This is a genomic window from Flavobacterium polysaccharolyticum, assembly GCF_038739875.1.
GTDB classification, from domain to species: domain Bacteria; phylum Bacteroidota; class Bacteroidia; order Flavobacteriales; family Flavobacteriaceae; genus Flavobacterium; species Flavobacterium polysaccharolyticum.
The window spans coordinates 190,353-208,458 of record NZ_JBCGDP010000002.1; the positions used below are offsets into that span (position 1 = coordinate 190,353).

Annotated in this window: 17 protein-coding genes; 1 reads left to right on the forward strand and 16 read right to left on the reverse strand. The window is 31.7% G+C overall.

Features of this window, described 5'->3' with window-relative positions; all coding sequences use genetic code 11:
- Nucleotides 1-24: 24 nt before the first annotated feature.
- The 16 genes from WFZ86_RS02675 to WFZ86_RS02750 all read right to left on the reverse strand — a co-directional run bounded on the left by WFZ86_RS02675 (nucleotide 25) and on the right by WFZ86_RS02750 (nucleotide 15,551).
- On the reverse strand, nucleotides 25-558 hold the full coding sequence (locus WFZ86_RS02675; RefSeq protein WP_342690489.1) for an AidA/PixA family protein: 534 nt from the start codon (nucleotides 556-558) through the stop codon (nucleotides 25-27).
- A gap of 425 nt (nucleotides 559-983) precedes the next feature.
- Nucleotides 984-1,730 (reverse strand): LytR/AlgR family response regulator transcription factor, encoded by a 747-nt coding sequence (locus WFZ86_RS02680; protein WP_342690490.1) that lies wholly within the window; start codon nucleotides 1,728-1,730, stop codon nucleotides 984-986.
- Complete coding sequence (locus WFZ86_RS02685) at nucleotides 1,717-3,468, reverse strand: tetratricopeptide repeat-containing sensor histidine kinase (protein WP_342690491.1); 1,752 nt, start codon at nucleotides 3,466-3,468, stop codon at nucleotides 1,717-1,719. The genes WFZ86_RS02680 and WFZ86_RS02685 overlap by 14 nt, the downstream gene beginning before the upstream one ends.
- A gap of 103 nt (nucleotides 3,469-3,571) precedes the next feature.
- Nucleotides 3,572-4,033: a hypothetical protein gene (locus WFZ86_RS02690; RefSeq protein ID WP_342690492.1), complete on the reverse strand. Its 462-nt coding sequence runs from the start codon at nucleotides 4,031-4,033 to the stop codon at nucleotides 3,572-3,574.
- A gap of 378 nt (nucleotides 4,034-4,411) precedes the next feature.
- The gene (locus WFZ86_RS02695; protein WP_342690493.1) at nucleotides 4,412-5,611 is read right to left on the reverse strand and encodes a phenylacetate--CoA ligase family protein; all 1,200 of its coding nucleotides are present in this window, start codon (nucleotides 5,609-5,611) and stop codon (nucleotides 4,412-4,414) included.
- 3 nt (nucleotides 5,612-5,614) lie between these two features.
- On the reverse strand, nucleotides 5,615-6,538 hold the full coding sequence (locus WFZ86_RS02700; protein WP_342690494.1) for a glycosyltransferase family 2 protein: 924 nt from the start codon (nucleotides 6,536-6,538) through the stop codon (nucleotides 5,615-5,617).
- A 7-nt stretch (nucleotides 6,539-6,545) separates the two neighbouring features.
- A complete protein-coding gene (locus tag WFZ86_RS02705) occupies nucleotides 6,546-7,814 on the reverse strand; it encodes an ATP-grasp domain-containing protein (RefSeq protein ID WP_342690495.1) in 1,269 nt (422 codons plus the stop codon).
- A 13-nt stretch (nucleotides 7,815-7,827) separates the two neighbouring features.
- Nucleotides 7,828-8,640: a hypothetical protein gene (locus tag WFZ86_RS02710; protein ID WP_315172170.1), complete on the reverse strand. Its 813-nt coding sequence runs from the start codon at nucleotides 8,638-8,640 to the stop codon at nucleotides 7,828-7,830.
- A gap of 293 nt (nucleotides 8,641-8,933) precedes the next feature.
- Complete coding sequence (locus WFZ86_RS02715) at nucleotides 8,934-9,872, reverse strand: glycosyltransferase family 2 protein (protein WP_342690496.1); 939 nt, start codon at nucleotides 9,870-9,872, stop codon at nucleotides 8,934-8,936.
- 117 nt (nucleotides 9,873-9,989) lie between these two features.
- Nucleotides 9,990-10,580, reverse strand: a complete 591-nt coding sequence (locus tag WFZ86_RS02720) for a class I SAM-dependent methyltransferase (protein WP_342690497.1) — start codon at nucleotides 10,578-10,580, stop codon at nucleotides 9,990-9,992.
- On the reverse strand, nucleotides 10,581-12,005 hold the full coding sequence (locus tag WFZ86_RS02725) for a radical SAM/SPASM domain-containing protein (protein ID WP_342690498.1): 1,425 nt from the start codon (nucleotides 12,003-12,005) through the stop codon (nucleotides 10,581-10,583).
- 81 nt (nucleotides 12,006-12,086) lie between these two features.
- Nucleotides 12,087-12,257, reverse strand: a complete 171-nt coding sequence (locus tag WFZ86_RS02730; protein WP_342690499.1) for a DUF1843 domain-containing protein — start codon at nucleotides 12,255-12,257, stop codon at nucleotides 12,087-12,089.
- 76 nt (nucleotides 12,258-12,333) lie between these two features.
- A complete protein-coding gene (locus tag WFZ86_RS02735; RefSeq protein WP_342690500.1) occupies nucleotides 12,334-12,510 on the reverse strand; it encodes a DUF1843 domain-containing protein in 177 nt (58 codons plus the stop codon).
- Between the two features lie 85 nt (nucleotides 12,511-12,595).
- Entirely contained in the window at nucleotides 12,596-13,255 is a 660-nt protein-coding gene (locus tag WFZ86_RS02740; protein ID WP_342690501.1) for a hypothetical protein, read from the reverse strand.
- 508 nt (nucleotides 13,256-13,763) lie between these two features.
- Nucleotides 13,764-14,747 (reverse strand): hypothetical protein, encoded by a 984-nt coding sequence (locus tag WFZ86_RS02745; RefSeq protein ID WP_342690502.1) that lies wholly within the window; start codon nucleotides 14,745-14,747, stop codon nucleotides 13,764-13,766.
- A gap of 30 nt (nucleotides 14,748-14,777) precedes the next feature.
- On the reverse strand, nucleotides 14,778-15,551 hold the full coding sequence (locus tag WFZ86_RS02750) for a glycosyltransferase family 2 protein (RefSeq protein WP_342690503.1): 774 nt from the start codon (nucleotides 15,549-15,551) through the stop codon (nucleotides 14,778-14,780).
- A gap of 625 nt (nucleotides 15,552-16,176) precedes the next feature.
- Here WFZ86_RS02750 and WFZ86_RS02755 point away from each other — a divergent pair.
- Nucleotides 16,177-18,084, forward strand: coding sequence for an SPFH domain-containing protein (locus tag WFZ86_RS02755; protein WP_342690504.1), 1,908 nt, complete (start codon nucleotides 16,177-16,179; stop codon nucleotides 18,082-18,084).
- The last annotated feature ends 22 nt before the right edge of the window (nucleotides 18,085-18,106 follow it).

Consider the following 18,106-nt stretch of genomic DNA (forward strand, 5'->3'; position numbering starts at 1 on the left):
GTCTATGAAAATTTATTGTTAAAATTAATTAACATTGATAAAAGGATCCCACATAAAATAACCAATAATAGCTCCGTTAGAATTATTTACCAAAGTAAAAGATAAAGTATATTGAATTTGTAAGCCAATTTTTAAAATTGTTCCAGATACTGTACTAACTTGATTTACAAATTTTGTTGGAGTACTAGCTGGTGGATTACCAGTAGCTAAATATGCATAAGCTTCTCCTGAAGCATAAGACAAAGGCGTATTAATAGACCCCGCCGGATTAAAACTTCCAGAATATAAATAAGCCGTTTGATCAAAATTATTATCAAATGTTGTTATTGCCCACTCTACAGTATCTCCACCATTAGCAGAAATCTGCAACTCTGACTGACCTTGAGTTCCATTAGATACTGAACTGTTAGGAGCAATCATTGCAATGTAAACATTAGATGAAGAATACGACCCTAAATTAGTTGGTGATTGTAGCGATCCTGGACTTAGTGAACCATCTGCTACTTTTGAAGCTAGTGAAGCTCCGTCTACTGCAATTAAAACGTTAATTGTTGCCATGATATTATATGTTTTTATTGTCTCCCCTACTCATATGGCTTTTCAGGATTCGCCCCGTTTTTATAGTGGATTCTGAACTCCACTGTTTACATTTATTTTCGCATTAATATATTTCAATAAGTCATTTTAAAAATACTGATAGCACAGTCGAGTTTATGCTTTTGAATCATTAAATTGAAAAAAATTGAAAATAAATCTAGCTAGCTTTTTATTTCTTTAGTAAAACTAATACAACTCCACTTTTTAAGTTATAAAAATGGAACAAGCAAAGCCTTCTTATCCACGAAAGTGTCAAAAATTAGCACAAAAAAAAAGACTTGAAAAACAACAATTGTTTTTTAAGTCTTTATACTAATTGAGTAAATAAATTTAAGCTTTTACATAGATCAAAAAAATCTCTCAATTAAGATCGTTCTTGAAGTATATTATCTTAGGATACGAACTTTCTTTAATATATCTTTATATTTCTCGCTGAGAGTTACCTTATGCCCTCCAATTAAAACAATAAGATTATCTATAGGAATAATTTCTGTTATTTTTTGAATGTTTACAATGTAATTTCTATGTGTTCTAGAAAAAAGATTTTCATCAAGCAACTCTAATATTTTAGTTAATGAAATTAGAATTAAAAATTTTTCATTTTCAGTAACTATATTACAATATTTTTCTTCTACCTCAATGTAAATTATATCCAGAACATGCACTTTTTTAAGTGATTTCCCTTTTTTAATGAATAAAAATTCTTCACTAATAACGGTATTTTCTTCATCACTTAGAAAAACATCTTTTTGTCCATAAAATTTTTCGACGGCAAGTTCGAGAGCAAATAAAATTTCTAGTTCATTAAATGGTTTCATTAGGTAACTGAAAGGCTTGGTAAGTTTTGCTCTTTCAAAAATATGCATGTCGGTAGAACTTGTTAAAAAAACTAAGGGCTTTGAAGCATTGGGCAACACATTTATGGTTTCGGCAAATGCAATACCATCTGGAGAACCATTCAGGAAAATATCTACAATAACTATATCTATTTTATTGCTCCAAAAAAGCGCTAAAGCATCTTTATGATTTGTCGCCACGCCAACTACATTATAGTTATTAGCTTCAAATACTTTAATAAGGGCATCACTTTCTGATGGAGTGTCTTCAACAATTAACAGGTTAATTTTGTTCATAAGGCGGCGTTTTAAGCAAAGATACAATGAATTTTGTTCCCTTTCCCAACTCGCTTTTTATATCTAATTTCCCTTTGTTTTTTTTAATCATCGATTTACACAACTGCAAACCCAGACCTGTGCCTATCATCTTTTCATTTTCTTTTTTAGATAATATTGTAGTGTCTTTAAGAATACTTGCTATAGTTTCGTCACTCATACCGATACCGTTATCTTCAATAATTAAATCGCAATAGGTTTCACTATTGTTTTGAGTATACATTTTTATGAATCCATTTTCATTTGAAAATTTAATAGCATTGTCAAAAAAATTTCGTAAAAGTAGTTTTAGCGATTCCTGATCAGCAAGAACGAAATCTTTTTTGGAGATTGTATTTTCAAAAAGAATATTTTTCTCTCCCATCAAAGGTTGATAATTATATGCCACTTGTTCTACTATAAAAAACAAACGCAAAGAAGTAATTTCAAAATAAGCCTGTTTTGTTTGCAATAATGCCCAGTGCAAAAGGTTATCTAATAAATTGTAAGTACTGTTTGCAATACCACTATTTTGATGCAATATGGCATCAATTTCTTCCAGATCTTTTGTGGCTACTTTTTCTAATAACTTAGCATTACTGGTTTTCATAGCATGTACCGAGGAACGCAAATCATGACTTACTATAGAAAATAACTTGTCTTTTGTGGCATTCAACTCATCTAGGGTTTCTTTTTGTTTTGAAATCACCAGATTTTGTCTCGTTTTTTGACGGTAAAAATAAATAGACATTAAGAACAAAATACTGACTAAAGATACGAATACTAGTAAACCTACTTGTTGTGTTTTTTGTACTCTATTTTCAGTTTTAAGCAAATTAACTTCATTTTGTTTTTGCTTAACGGCAAATTTCTTTTCTGTTTGTGCAATTTCCCATACTTTATTTTGATTGTTCAAAGAATCTTTCCATTGGTCATATTCTTCTCTATATGCTAATGCTTTTGCAAAATTATTACGGTTTTTTTCTACAACAGCCATGTTGAGCGCTGTTCTCCTTTTTAAATCGAAATTTTTTATTTTTTTTGATATTTTATACGCTTTCTCAAAATAGGGAATGGCAAGATTATCTTTGAATTGTAAATAATATAAATTAGCAACATCTCCATAAGATCCAATAAGATTTAAAGAATCTTTTTGTAGTTCTTGTAGTTTAATACTTTCGAGCAAATAAAATTCGGCTCTATCAAATGTATTAAGATGCAAATAGCATATTCCTAAGTTATGCTTTATCCGACTTTTTTTTATCCCTAAAAGTTTACTATCGGCTACAAGTTCAATTTCTTTAAAATAGCTGATTGCTTTTTGAAACTCCTTTTGTTCAAGAGCAATTTCGCCTAACTTCGATTTTGTAGTATAATAAAAGGCAAATCCTTTAGTAATTTTATTTAATTCTTTTAGTCCTTCACTAAATATTTTCTTTCCTATAAAACTATATCCTCTAAATAAATGACAATAATTTTTGATTTCTTGATTTTGTGAAGACTGACTTAATTGCTTCATGGTATATACTAGTGTAGAATCCCAATTTTGCTCTAAAAAAAAAACTTCAGCTTTTTTAAAATTGGGTTCCTTCATGTAGTGACCACTTCTGTTTTTAATTTCTTGTTCAAAAATAATTGTGGTACTACTACGCTGGGAAAAAACAAATAACCAATGACTTAAAAAAACAAACAAGAACACTACTTTTGATAGCTCTTTCATAGACATATTTTATTTGCAATGTAGTCAAATTTAAGAAATAAAAAAAGCAGAGAAATTAGACTCTGCTTCGACATTAATGATTTAATTTACAAGACCATAGCGACTACGTACTTGATTGAACAGTTGTCTCTGTACCTCTTGAAGTTATTGGATCGGTATCTCTCAAAAATATTTCTACAGTATCTATATCTTTTAACTTAACACCTTTGGGTAATTTTTTTTCTTTGGCATCAAAACTAAGTTCGTAAGTTTTAAAATTACTAGATTTAACTTCATTAAAATCATAGGAAATAAAAAACTGTAACTGATTAAGACCCAGACTAGAAATCGAGTACGACTGGGTCACAACAATCTCAGGATTTTCATATCCTTCAACGATAAACACCACTACACTAACATTGATACCATTAGCATCAGCTTTACGGTTTGCTTCTATTAAAGCTGGTAAAGGTTTTTTGGAACGAATATGATCAAACTGAATCGAACCATTAGATTTTGGTTTAAAAACACCTAAATCTACATAAGGGTCGAATTTGATATTTTCTTTTATTTCTGCTGTATCCATAATTAAATAATTTAAAGTTTTTGTTAATTAAACGGTATAATGAAATGTTACTTTTTTTAAATGAAATCAATTCAACACAAAAGAAATTAAAAAAGCATTAACTATTAAAACATAATGCACAAGAACATCTATTTCTAGCACAAGACTCTGTTTTTTTAGCACAAGACTCTAAAAGTTATGGTCTATCACACCGATAAAGTGTACTATTTCAATTCACTTCTATAAGTAAAAACAATAATAAACTCAACAATGTGTCATTTCATTATACATAAAAAATAGTACTGGGGCATTAATTTGTTAAACTGAAAAACGAGTCAGGATTGAATCATTACAATCTACACAAAGCCCCTGCTTAAATTATTTCTACAAAAGACAAGATCAATCCCTTAAATCTACAAGCAATGGTGTTTTGGCAGTATTAGGATCAATATATAATTCATCTGTAGCAACTAGTAGTACCTCTAATTGCATAAATTTTTCATTATAATGGAACAAGTGCTGTAATGCTTCTGTTGTTGTTTTTATAAAGTCGGGTTTATCCGTTTTAACAACTTCCTGAACAACAAGTAATCGAATTACTTCTTGAACCTTTTCGTTATAGGACAATTGCAACTGAAAGGCTTCTGCTTGTTGTGTAAAAAAGGTAATTTGATCCAAATTATAATGTTGTTCTCCAACAATAAATGATTTTGTTTCCCTAGATTTTAACTCTAAAAAAGAGTCTCCATCTATATCAATCCATCTACCTAAATCTCCGATAGCGTATCGAAAAACAGGAAATCTTTTACGAAAAGTATTGGTGACCGCGATGGTTCCATATCCATTAGCATCAGGATCAATAATCTCTACTACAATACCTTTGATAACTGAGAATAAGGAAGGTCTTTTAGTAACATCCGACCATGCCCAAATTCCAGTCTCGGCAGAACCGTACATAGAATAAACTTGTTCGTAGCCTAATGTTTTTTTTAGAAGCTTTTGTAGGCTTGGTCTTAAAAATTCACCCGCGTAAAACAAATTTTCAATTTCAAGTTGTATATTATTTTCCTCTAAAAATTTGGCAAAACACAATAGTTTAGAAGGTGTTCCCAGAATAAAATTCGGATTGAAATAGTTAGTAGCTTGTAGCATATCATCATAACTTGCATGAGCACTTAATGACAATGTTGTTGCATTACATTTTTCTAAAATGTCATCCATAATAGCTGCGGTTCGATACATATCAGAATAACCAAAAATATTTAGCGCAATTGTTTTAGAGGTAAAAAAATTATTTTTAACTAACTCCTTTGCCATAGCAATTCGCTGATCTTGATTTTCTTGAATATCTACCGGAAAAACCAAAGGCTCCTGAGTACTTCCGCCCGACCTCACCAAATATACTCCCGTATTTTGATCGTGAAGTTTAAATTTGGTTTTTAAAATTGACATTAATTCTTCTTTACTCAACATGGGAGCATCAGGAGCTTTATCAATGTCTTTATAAAAGTCAATATATAGAGGGTTCTTTCGGGCAAATTCAAAATAATCTCGCAACACTAAATCATATTTTTTGGGAGCTAAATGAACTAAATGCATAGTTTATCGTTTTATGTATTTCCTTTTTTTGAAATAGTAAAAGTTTTTAATTATGACCAAGGCATGATGAATAACAAATAACCCTTTTTGCTGCCAAGTCGGCAATCGTTCCATAGCGTGTTCCAACCATCGCTGCGACAACATTCCCATGAGCTGTTGATCGTACCGATTGGAGCTCTTTTGATAGCGCTTTATCGAAACAGGAATTTCTATATCTCTCCAATTAGTATAACTAGTTCGAGACAAACTCCCTTCAACCTCTCTTACTTCAATGCACGCTTTATTTAGAAGTCCTACTCGGATGGGTTCTGTCATATTCTTCAAAACACGATACCAAAAATCAATTCCTTCATTTAACGAAACCCCTGTCTCATAACGAATCTCATTAAGATGTTTTCTACGTATAACAACGTTACTGCCAACCCCCATGATAAAATCTGGTGAACTAACAGTATGTAATATATTAGGTAGTAGATATAAATGATTCGAAAGATATTGCATTTCGCTTACAAAAGATTTAATAGCAGGCAAATAGTAGTTGGATGGATTCAATAAAATACCTAAAATAACTATATCCAAATCTCTCTCCTCCATAATACAACCTACTTCCCTTATACAAGTGGGAGTATAGCAATCGTCAGCATCTAAAAAACTTATAAGTTCCCCTGTAGCTAGTTGAATCCCTATATTCCTTGCATTTCCAGGACCAGTGTTTTCATCTAATTCAACAATTTGAATCGTAGTTTGTAAAAACTGTGGCGCAAAAAACGACAAAGCTTCTTTCAAACAAACTACACTTCGATCGTTACTACAATCATCTACAACAATAATTTGAGATGGTTTTTTTTCCTGAAAGGCTAACGAACGAATAGTATCATAGATATACTTTTCTTTGTTATAAAGAGGTATAACCACAGTATGCTTCATAATTATACTATTTCTCAAATAATGGATAAATCAATGCTCTTCCTTGATGTACATTTACAATCGATTCATCTGAACCACGAAACAAACCTGCTCCATACGTTTTATCATCTTTGCACAGCAACATTCCCACCAAATGGATTCGACGATGGTTTTCGGTATCGATAAATTCTTTCTGATCTACAAAATGCTGAATTAAATAACTACTCCAATTCTCCCTTACAATAGTCTCCCAATCTTCAATAGTACAATCACTTTTGAGATATGCACCTATGCCTCTACCGCCACTATTCAATTTTAAAATCAAATTTTGTTCACAATCAATAAAAGGATCACAACTAGCAGCATCGCTAATAACAAAACTCGGTATTAGATATTTTCGTAAAAAAGCATATTCTTCCTCATCCAAATAATCATTCATAATTTGCGCATCATACATTACTGCCAATACTCTCTTGTCATGAATTAAAATTAGGGTACGGATATCATTAAAATATGAATTTTGTTGGATTAACTTATCCAGAACATCTACCTTTATTTTTTTTAATTCTTCTCGATCCATCTCTAAAATAAATTGCGAAATAGGTTCTCCATTTACACAAATGGAGTTATTCAAAACGATTAAATCCTGTGGTTTTACAGAAATTAATTCAATTTGTAATTTCGCTAATTCTTTTTGAAGAAGAAAAATTTCGGTACCTTTTTCATCATCATGAACTAAAGCTACCCTTTCATAAGGAGCAAATTGATTTCGTAAATCATTAACTATGTTTTTTATACTTTTATGAGTAACCTTTTGCGTTACTCCATTAGTAGTAAGCCGCTCATTTATCAATTTCAAATAATAGCTAATCATCCAGCCATTTAAGGGATATCGTGCTCCAATCTCACAAATTTTTATTTGATCGTGGATATCATATAAAAAATCAGGGCGATAAAAACCCTGATTGTATATTTCGCTATTACTATTCCTTAATATATTTTCTAGGTCTTCATCGAGCTTATAATATTTACGAATTCTACTATCTTCAAAATAATTTAAAACAATTGCTCTACAAGTTTTGTTTAAAATGGCACACAAGCGATTCATCTCTTGATAGTATTCTGAAGACAGCATCACTGAAGAGTTAGCAAAAGAATGACTATTTAGTCCAGAATCATTTTGAAAATATTCAGAAAACAACTCGTTCCATTTTTTCTGTTTATCCGCTTGATTTTGCAGTAACTGAATTTTAGGCATAATGAGTTGGGATTTCGTTTCTTTCTTTGTAATAGCCATTAATGATAATGAATTAAAAACTAAGTTCTTCTAGTTCCATTACATCTTCCATTACGGCAGATTTTTTATCTAAATAGTCTTTAATAATTGGCTCTAAATCATACGATTCTACATCAATATTCATTGCTTGTGCATAATAAAAAACAGCACTAACTGCAAAAAAGAAATGATTTTTCTCAGTAGGTCCACAATGTACACTTATCCATGCCAATGTTTTTTCACACTCTTCCTCTGAGTAATTATAATCATTAATCAACCATGATTTAAATTTTGGAAGTATGAACTCTACCTCACCATGAGTATAAATTTCATGTATCAATGTGGTCAATAAAGCAATCATTATATCTTTATTTCGTAATGAATTTTGATCTTTCCATGCTTTGAAATCACAAGCGCTTTGATTTAAATAGCTGCGTGAAAGCCAATCATCATCAGTACAAATAGTAGTAGCCATGGTATAAAACATCTGAGAATGCAAAATTCGCCCCACAACGGCTAAATCTTCATCAACAATTCTATTTAAGCTTGTAATAGAATGCAAAAGAGCCTTTTCGTCTACGATTGGTTGGTTTTTATGCACCAACATCGTCATTCTATTACTAATTCCTGCCACAGTCATTGCACTATTATTTGTTTGACTCCAACTATGAAAAAAACGCTGTAATCGTTCTTTCTCTTGAACTTTTGACGTTAATTGATTAAAGCTTTTTTCAATTTTTGAAAATGATTCTTGTTGATTTGGCAAGAATTTTAACAACTGATTCTTTAAATAGGACTCTTCCATTCCTTCAAGAACTGGAAGAATAATAGAACTTAAATTTGTCATAGCTATTTATATTTAATGGTTAGTGTTTTTAACTTAATTATAATTTTTACAAGTCCTTAATTTGGGAAAAAAATCAATGATTATTTCTCCCAAAGAGCTTCATTTATTTATAGTAAACCTAGTTTATAACAACGAATCATGGATACAAAATGTCATTAATACATTAATTTTGGGTATAAAACGAAAAATCTGTGCAACAAGAATAATGACCTGTCTCAAATAAAATCTCACTTATTATCCAAAAAACACTCAAAACCAAATTTTTCATACAATCATGTTTGACTAAATTGATATCAAATTTTGTTTTTGATAAAGCCTCTTTTAAACTTATATACAAGTGCTTTTTTCCACATTTTTTTATACCGATATGTAAAGATTATTTTATGATTTATTCCGTCTAGGTTTTTCATAGCGTGTCCAAACCAACGTAGACTTAGCATTCCAACCAATTGCAAATCAAATTGATTATCACTTCTTTCATAACGTCTTACCGTTGGAGGAATGTTTAGTTCTTTCCAATGGGTATATTTCTTTCTAGAGAGACTTCCTTGTACTTCTGTTACTCGAATATAATTCCCAGTTAACAATCCAATACTTGTAACTCTATTTTGAGCTACTGATTTTAAAACTCTATACCAAAAATCAACTCCTTCATTCAGTAAAGATCCAACTTCATAACGATGTGAACCTATACATTTACGAGCGACAACAACATTACTCCCGCGTCCCATAAAAAAATAAGGCGAACTAACTGCGAATAAAGGATTAAGCAGAGCATACAACTCATTATCTATTGGAGTAAGATGTTGTTCTATTTTTTTTATTTCAGGATACTCTACGCCAGATGGATTCAATTTTATTCCGACTACTAAAAAATTTATTTGATTCTTGTACATATACTTCACAGCCGTTTCAATAAACTCTTTTTCATAGTAATCGTCTCCATCCAAAAAACTAATGAGATCTCCAGTTGCTTTTTCTAATCCAATATTTCTAGCATTACCTGGCCCTAAGTTTTTGGTTAATGCTATAATCTCGATTTTAGTAGTGCAAAAAGCCTCACTATACATTAAAAAACTATCTTGGGCAACCTTTAAGCTAGTATCAGTGCTAGCGTCATCCACTAGAATTATTTCATAAGGCTTTTTACTTTGAAAAGCCAGCGAAGAAATTGTTTTTTCAATATATTTTTCTTTATTAAACAAAGGAATGACCACAGTATACCTCAACATAAACCTAAAACTTTTTTATAATTAAATACTCAATAAATTCAAATAAGGTTGCTTTTTCAAATCAACAATAACATTGCATGAAATAGCAAATTACTTGTTTACTCTAAATCAATTTTATTACCGTAAATTATGATTAAGCGATTTTGAACGATAATATTTTATTTTCCGAACAATATCAATATCTATTACATGATACTCTTCTAACCAATCGGTTTGATCAAAATATACACAACGTGACTCTGCAATCACCACAATCGATTTGATCAATGAAATTTGATATAATTTGTTTAACAATTCACCATATTGAAAATCAAAAAGAGGATTGTAGAGATAAAAGACATTTCCATCAGAAACATCGGCTTTCAAAATATCGCCACAAATAACACTAGCATTTGCTATTTGCTCTTTTTGAATTATGGATGCGCAAACTTGATTTCGTTCAGGTAGGATTTCAATCCCTTTAAATTGTGATTCAGGATATTTTAAAGCTCCAAATAAAATGATATTCCCATAACCCGAACCCAAATCATAAAAAACCGTTTCACTTGTTACCTGGATAGCATCAAAAATCACATCTAAAAAGCTAGAAGATCCATATCGAAAAGAATTAAGCCCATGTTGAATTGTAATTTCTGAAAGGCTCAATGTATTTTCAATACTTTCAGAATAAGTATCAATTTCGGTTTGTAGTTGATTGAAAGCTCTCATTTATTTCATCATTAAAAGTTCTAATTTTTCTAACGAAAGAATTGCTCTCTGTAACTTTTGGGCGTATTCTTCATTTACCTTTTGAATATCCGATTTACAAAAAGTACATATAACCTCTTCTTCATAAACATAATTATCACAACCATTACACATTTTAAGCGCCTTTGGAATTCTGGGTGTTCTATCTAAATTAGACAAAACTGGCATCGGAGCAACATCATTAGGTGATTGCACTTCTACTATTTCTCCTTTTTCATTTTCTACTACAATTTCAAAAAGGCCTATGTCAAATGATAATCCAGGTGCTTCTTGTATTTTTCTTATACGTTCATGTAGCCCCTTCTTTTTTAATTCTAACGCTCTATAATGGCAAAAAGGATTATTGCCTCTTTTACCAAATAAAACGTGACTAGTCCAGGTACAGCCTGCCAAACAGGAGGATTCATAATAGCAACCTTTGCAACCTCCCCATAATTCTTCTTTATTTCGATATCTAGAAAAAACCATTTCTTCACTATACTTCCAGATATCTTCCAACTGCATATCTTTTACATTTCCTCCAGTATATTCGGTTGTAGGTAGTGATGGACAACCTTTGATCTTACCATCTGCTTCAATTCCAATTCCGGTATGTCCTGCTGAACATCCGGTATAATATTTTTCATTTCCTTGTCGCCAAATGTGTTCATACGGTCCAAAATAACCAATATTGTTACCTGCTTGAATTAAAACATTATTAGCTAGCGCCTTTCTGTAAATTACAATAAGGTTGTCATAAAAATCGATTAACTCGTAAGGTTGTACAATTAATTCTTCCGAATTATCTACGGCATTCCCCATCGCAACAGCCAATTGTATTTGCCAATTTTTAACCCCATTTTCGATTAAAACATCCAAAAGGCCATTCAATTCATTTTTACTGCTTTTTGTAATAACTGTATTTACACTAGAGGGTATATTGTGCTTTTTTAATAATTGTAAACAATTGATAACATGATCAAAAGAATCTCTTCTTCCTCTTATTTTGTTGTGTGTAGCTGGCATTCCATCTATAGAGACACCTATATTTCTAATTCCTGCTTTTTTGGCATCAATAATTCGTTCTTCTGTAAGATTATAGGCTCCTGATTGCATGGAACATTCAATTCCACTTTGATGAATTCTTTCAATAATATCTAACCAATCTTTCCTTAAAAAAGCTTCTCCACCTATAATAGTAATTTCTCTTGTTCCAAGACGTTTTAGACTATCAATAACATCAAAACATTGTTCTGTGGTCAATTCACCAGGTCTAACTTTACCGGCTCTTGAACCACAATGTGAGCATTTTAAATTACAAGCTAACGTTATTTCCCAAACTACATGAACGGGGGTAGCTGTTTTATAATCATCTCTTACTCTGTATCGTGTAGAAATTTTTTCCATTTTTTTTGCTATTTCAGTTCTATAAATCACTAAAAAAGCGGTTTAAAAAGTAAAACTTAAAAAACCGCTCTTCAATTTAGATTACTTTTTTAGTGCATCAATTGCATCAAGCAATTCTAACAATGCTGCACTTAAATCTTTTTGTTCTCTCACAGTTTGTTTAGCTTGTTCGGCTACTGCAATCATTTTTTCTAAATCATTCGAAGCCATTGCCTCTCTGATTCCTGCTGCGTAAAGCATTACTACTCCCATGATACTTATATTTTATAGTTACTCCTACTCTTAAGGTTTTTCGGCTACACCCTTGTTTTGCTGTACAAGTCAGTAATTATTTAAAGTTTTTCAACGAATCAATTGCTTCTAATAATTCTAACAATGCAACATGCATATCCCCTTGTCCTTTTACAATTTGCTTTGTCTGTTCTGCTATGGCTTCCATTTTTTCCAAATCGTTTGAAGCAATAGCTTCTCGAATTGCAGCTCCATAAGGCATCATTATTCCCATGATTTACATTTTTAATTGTTAATGATTTTTTTGTTCACTATTCTTTCTCCTATCGAAAACATTTTCATAAAAAATTATCTGATCTTTAGAATTTAAATTCCTGTAAAAAAAGTGCTGGTTCATTTGGACTCAAACAGGTTAAATTACCCATGGTAAAGGTTTTACCTTCTTTGTTCTTACCAGTAATCATAATGTTTTTCATTCCTACTCTCAATGTACCAAAACGCTCTCCTCCAACAACTTCTACTCCCATTTCATGAGGTGTTCCTGTCTTAGTAGCAATTACATTACCTGATCCATTTTCAATCAGCATTAACTCTCCAATTGCTGGTGGTGGAAATAACTGACTCACTGTAATATCAGTTAGAGGACCTAAAGTAATGTAAGCTGGTAACACAGCACCATCTATGTTGATTGTTTCAGAATCTTGTTGATTCATTCTAATGGTTCTACCAAACTGAGGCTGATTACTAGTATTAGTACAATACATCCATGGGGTAGTAAAAGGAGTACCATCTTCTGTCTCTCCCATTGCTACATAGCGCTGATGCATGACAAGTGGAGAGCTTTGCTCAACTGAATCTAGATCAAGATTGTAAAATGCGGACATTATAAGTGTCCCAACAGCATAAGTCCCACTTGCTCCCTCAATAACAGGAAGAATAACAGGTCCAACACCTCCACCATTCCAATCAACATAAGGATATACATTTACGTTTTTAACTTTTACAGGTATTGCTTGCATAACAATTAGTTTTTATTCTTACTCATAAGGCTTTTCAGATTCCGCCTTCGTATTTTACTGTACGAAACAGTTCGTTTATTTAAGTGGTTTTCTGCTCCACAATTTTGAATTAATTATCCCTTATATCTCTCTCTAAACAAATTTTATAAATCATCTAAAAACACATTTAGATTACCTTATGAAAAATGAATTAGAAGAACTCTTAAAATAAATATCATGCCCCGTTGATTTCTTTATTAAAATTACGAGAGAAGCAAAATCAAGAATAAAAAAATGACATGAAACAGAAATTTTCACGCATGAGAGGTATAAAATGCATAACGAGCCTATTTTCAAAACACAAATACCTCATTATCAATAATAAATAATTCATTTTTAATACAAAATGAACAACTACTTGTTAGAATGAGAACAAAAAAATTGGCTTTTTGATTCTAAAAAACACTATTTTGAACAGCTTTATATATGAAACAATCAAAACAAAAGGAATGAATCAGCTATAGGACAATTACTCTGTAATGGTATACGCGGGATTTAGCGAAAAGGTTTCGAAACTTATTTCTTGTTGTAACAACTCTATATCTAGGCTACCATCATCTTCCGTTTTTATGTAATTAGGTTCAGGTAAATACCTCAATTGAAGGTGAGGGTGGTATACGGTTTTTCTGTCTTTACGGAAATATGCACACATTACCGAAAAACTACTATTAGAGCAAACTAGGATATCAGCTTGAACAAAGGACTTAAAAATAGCATGAATTTGATCATAGTTTTTTTCCTCGCGATCAGAACCCAGTAAAACCCTAGTGTACTTTCTATTCGAAAATCTTTGCAAAATATCCTCAGAATTTTGTTTTTCAGTGTAAATACTAAAATAAACCTTACCTACACCATAGGCTTTTTCTATATGTAAAATAATATTCTCATAATAATCCATATCAAACATATATCTTACTGCATATGGACTAGTAAAGTGTTGTGGAAACTTATCTCTATCATAATCCGTTCCTCTATTAATATGAACAGCCACTTCAATAGGCGATCTAAATTTGGTTACTTCTAATGAATGGATTTCATTAAAATTACTAGAGAATTCATGTTGAATTTCACTAAAAACATTCCGTTTTGTTCTTCCTTCCAAATACCAAGGTATTGTTTGAAATGGATGAATTCTTAAAGCATTCTCAAAAATGACCAAAGTATCTTTACTACTTTCGGGTAACGCTTTCTTAAAATATTCTAGTAACTCGTCATAGTCGTCAATTCCACACCAAAGAGGACCTTCAACTCTTACTATATTTTTATATTTTAATTCTCGATCCGCACGTTCAACAACAGGATATTTAAATCCAAAGCCAAAATAATCCAAATACTCATATGGTGTATGTACATAATTAAGATCAAATAGGCGGCCAATAGTAAGCCCTCCTAATGCGTCTTTGAGTTGGTGACCGTGGTTCCCTCCTGAGGTAAAGTCTATTGTAAAGTCCATTTTGTATTAATTTTAGTTGTTTTTTTAACCTTAGGTAATAATTTTCTTAAGTAATTTTGATGATTCAAAAATGCTATCAACATGATTCTCCCCTTCTAGATACTCATATCCATGTTTTTTGTCTTTACTGATCTCACTCATTCTATTTGCATATCCTTTATGTTTTTTATACAAATAATCTTTCCCAAGGTATTTATAGTGTAAAAGTTTCAATTCCATTTTCGAAGTTTCAACTCTATTTTCATAAAAGAGAGGTTGGCACAAATGCGCACCAGGTCTATAATTTATCTCTTTTATTTTTTTAGGATCAAAAATGATTTGTTTATCAAATCTTTCAGATCGAACACCGTATTTAACTTGTTCCGTTATCAAGCTTTCGTAATTCGTTGGGAAATCATCACTCATCATATTATAACCAATCACAGTGGGCATAATTATTTTTTGCTCTTTAGCTATCAACAACTTTTCTAACAATTGCTCGTCATATAAAAATTCATCCATATCACAAACAATTACATAATCTGCTGCACTACCTTTCCAACAATTATTCTTTGACTCTGTCAATTTATCTTCTATAAACTCATTTCCGGAATCTAAATACCGAAATTCTATGTTTTCATAGTCACTTGCTAAACGAATCGAATTATCTGTACTCTGATTATCGATAATGATTATTTTACTACATATTTTGGAATAATAATTTAGAGTATGTAAAATCATTTTCTCCTCATTAAAGCAAAGCAGATAAAGCTCAACAGCAATATTTGTAATCATCCTTTTTTTAGATTTTATTTTTCTATCCATATCTTTAGGCTGAATCTTAACAGTTCAATCAGCTCCTTGAAGACAATCAAGTAAAAATTACTTACTTCTAGTTCCATTATTCTAATGCAATCAGAAGAGTAAACAGTATCAATTCCATTTTATGCTCCTGACACAAACAATTCTATTTTTTTACGCATTTTTTAAAATAGATTATCGAATTGAACACCCATCACCTAATAAAAGTATAATAGAACTCATGATTTAAACAAAAAAATGACATGAGAAAGAGATTCTTTGTTATAAAACAAAAGAAATAAGTAAGAGTAAAAACCAGAAACATTTTTGAAGAAAGCGGGGTTATTGTAAATGAGTACAACTATAAAATTTAGAATTCAGGAAAATACCAAGGTAGCATGCTTCAGTATTTTTATTTTCAAAAATATTTCTAATTCTTTTGTAACAATTAATAAGTGATTCCGTATAATATATGATTTTATACCATAACGATATTCTAAAATAACACACAGCTGTTGTAACTTCATAAAGGAATTTCAATTTTCTTATACAATTTGAATTCAGAAACTAAAAAAGGAAATTACAGTATTTTTCTATAGTCATTATCTACAAAAATCAAACACATTAATAATCAAAAAAATATTTCATAATGACTGCAATTCTAGATTTTTGGTGGATATTTTTACTTGTTTTATCCATCGTTCTTTACAAATTTGTTTTAAGAGTTTTCTTTGGAATGGTAATCGTTCCCGAGGACAAAATTGGATTAGTAACCAAAAAATTCGTGCTCTTTGGTGCGGACAAATCGTTACCTGACGGAAGAATTATAGCCACTAAAGGTGAAGCAGGATTCCAAGCTCAAACACTGGCTCCAGGTTTGTATTGGGGCATGTGGATTTGGCAATTTTCAGTAGATATGACCCCATTTACTATTATTCCTGAAGGAAAAATTGGGTTAGTATTGAGTAAAGATGGTAAAGAAATCCCAACAGGTCGCATCCTTGCAAGAAAAGTAGATAGTGATAACTTTCAAGACGCTACTGCTTTCTTAACTAATGGTGGGCAAAAAGGAAGACAATCCGCTTTTATAACCACTGGATCTTATCGTATCAATACCTTTTTGTTCGAAATTGTGATCGCTGAACAAATAAAGATTTTTGAAAATATGGTTGGAATTGTAACAGCCTTAGATGGCGATCCAATTCCACAAGGACAAATTGCAGGTAAATATGTAGACGGTCATAATAATTTTCAAGATTTTGACTATTTCTTAGAACAAGGCGGAAATCGTGGTTTGCAACCCCAAGTAATGCTGGCGGGTTCTTACTACATCAACACTTGGGCGATTCAAATAGAACAAAACCCAATGACAGATGTACCCATTGGTTATGTTGGAGTTGTCATTTCATACATAGGTGAAGACGGAAAAGATGTTACGGGAGACACCTTTAAACACGGTAATATTGTATCAAAAGGACAACGTGGTGTTTGGATGGAACCGTTTGGTCCAGGTAAATATGCTTTGAATAAATACACTACAAAACTTGAACCTGTTCCAACAACAAACCTAGTACTAAACTGGGCAAATGCAAGAAGTGAATCCCACGACCTTGATAAGAATCTATCAACAATTACCGTTCGTTCAAAAGATGGTTTCCCTTTTAATTTGGATGTAGCACAAATTATTCACGTTCCCGCTAACGAAGCTCCAAAAGTTATTGCTCGTTTTGGTAGTATGACCAACTTAGTGTCGCAAGTTTTGGAACCAACTATTGGTAACTATTTTAGAAACTCAGCGCAAGATAGCGATGTAATCTCCTTCTTAAGTACTCGTAAAGAGCGTCAAGAATCAGCTAAAAATCATATCAAAGCAGTATTGGATGAATATAACGTAAATGCTGTTGACACCCTAATTGGTGATATCGTTCCTCCAGATTCTTTAATGAAAACGTTGACCGATAGAAAAATTGCTGAAGAGGAACAAAAAACCTATCAAACCCAAAGAATGGCGCAAGAACAACGTCAAGGTGTTGAAAAAGAAACTGCTATTGCAGATATGCAAAAAGAAATCGTAAAAGCCTCTCAAAGTGTTGAAATTGCTCAAAGAACGGCTGATGCGACAGTTAAAAAAGCAGAAGGAGATGCTACAAGTTTGAAACTTAATGTAAATGCAGAAGCTGAGGCTACTAAAATGCGTGCCAATGCAGAAGCCGAAGCTACTAAAGCAAGAGCCGGCGCACAAGCAGAAGCTACTAGATTAAATGCAAGCGCAGAGGCTGAAAAAATTTCTAAAACTGGTTTAGCAGAAGCTGAAAAAATCAAGGCTATTGGTCAATCTACAGCTGAAGCTTATCAATTACAGGTTTCAGCTATGGGCGGTGATAACTTTACTAAATATAAAATTACCGAAGAAATTGGAAAAGGAAACATCAAAGTAATTCCTGATGTCTTAATTTCAGGAACAAATGGTTCTGAAGGCGGAATCAGCGGCTTATTAGGTATGAAACTAATGGAGATGATGGATGCCAAAACAGACAAACCAACTCCTAAGAAATAATTTTTTTTGATTCCAGTAAAGA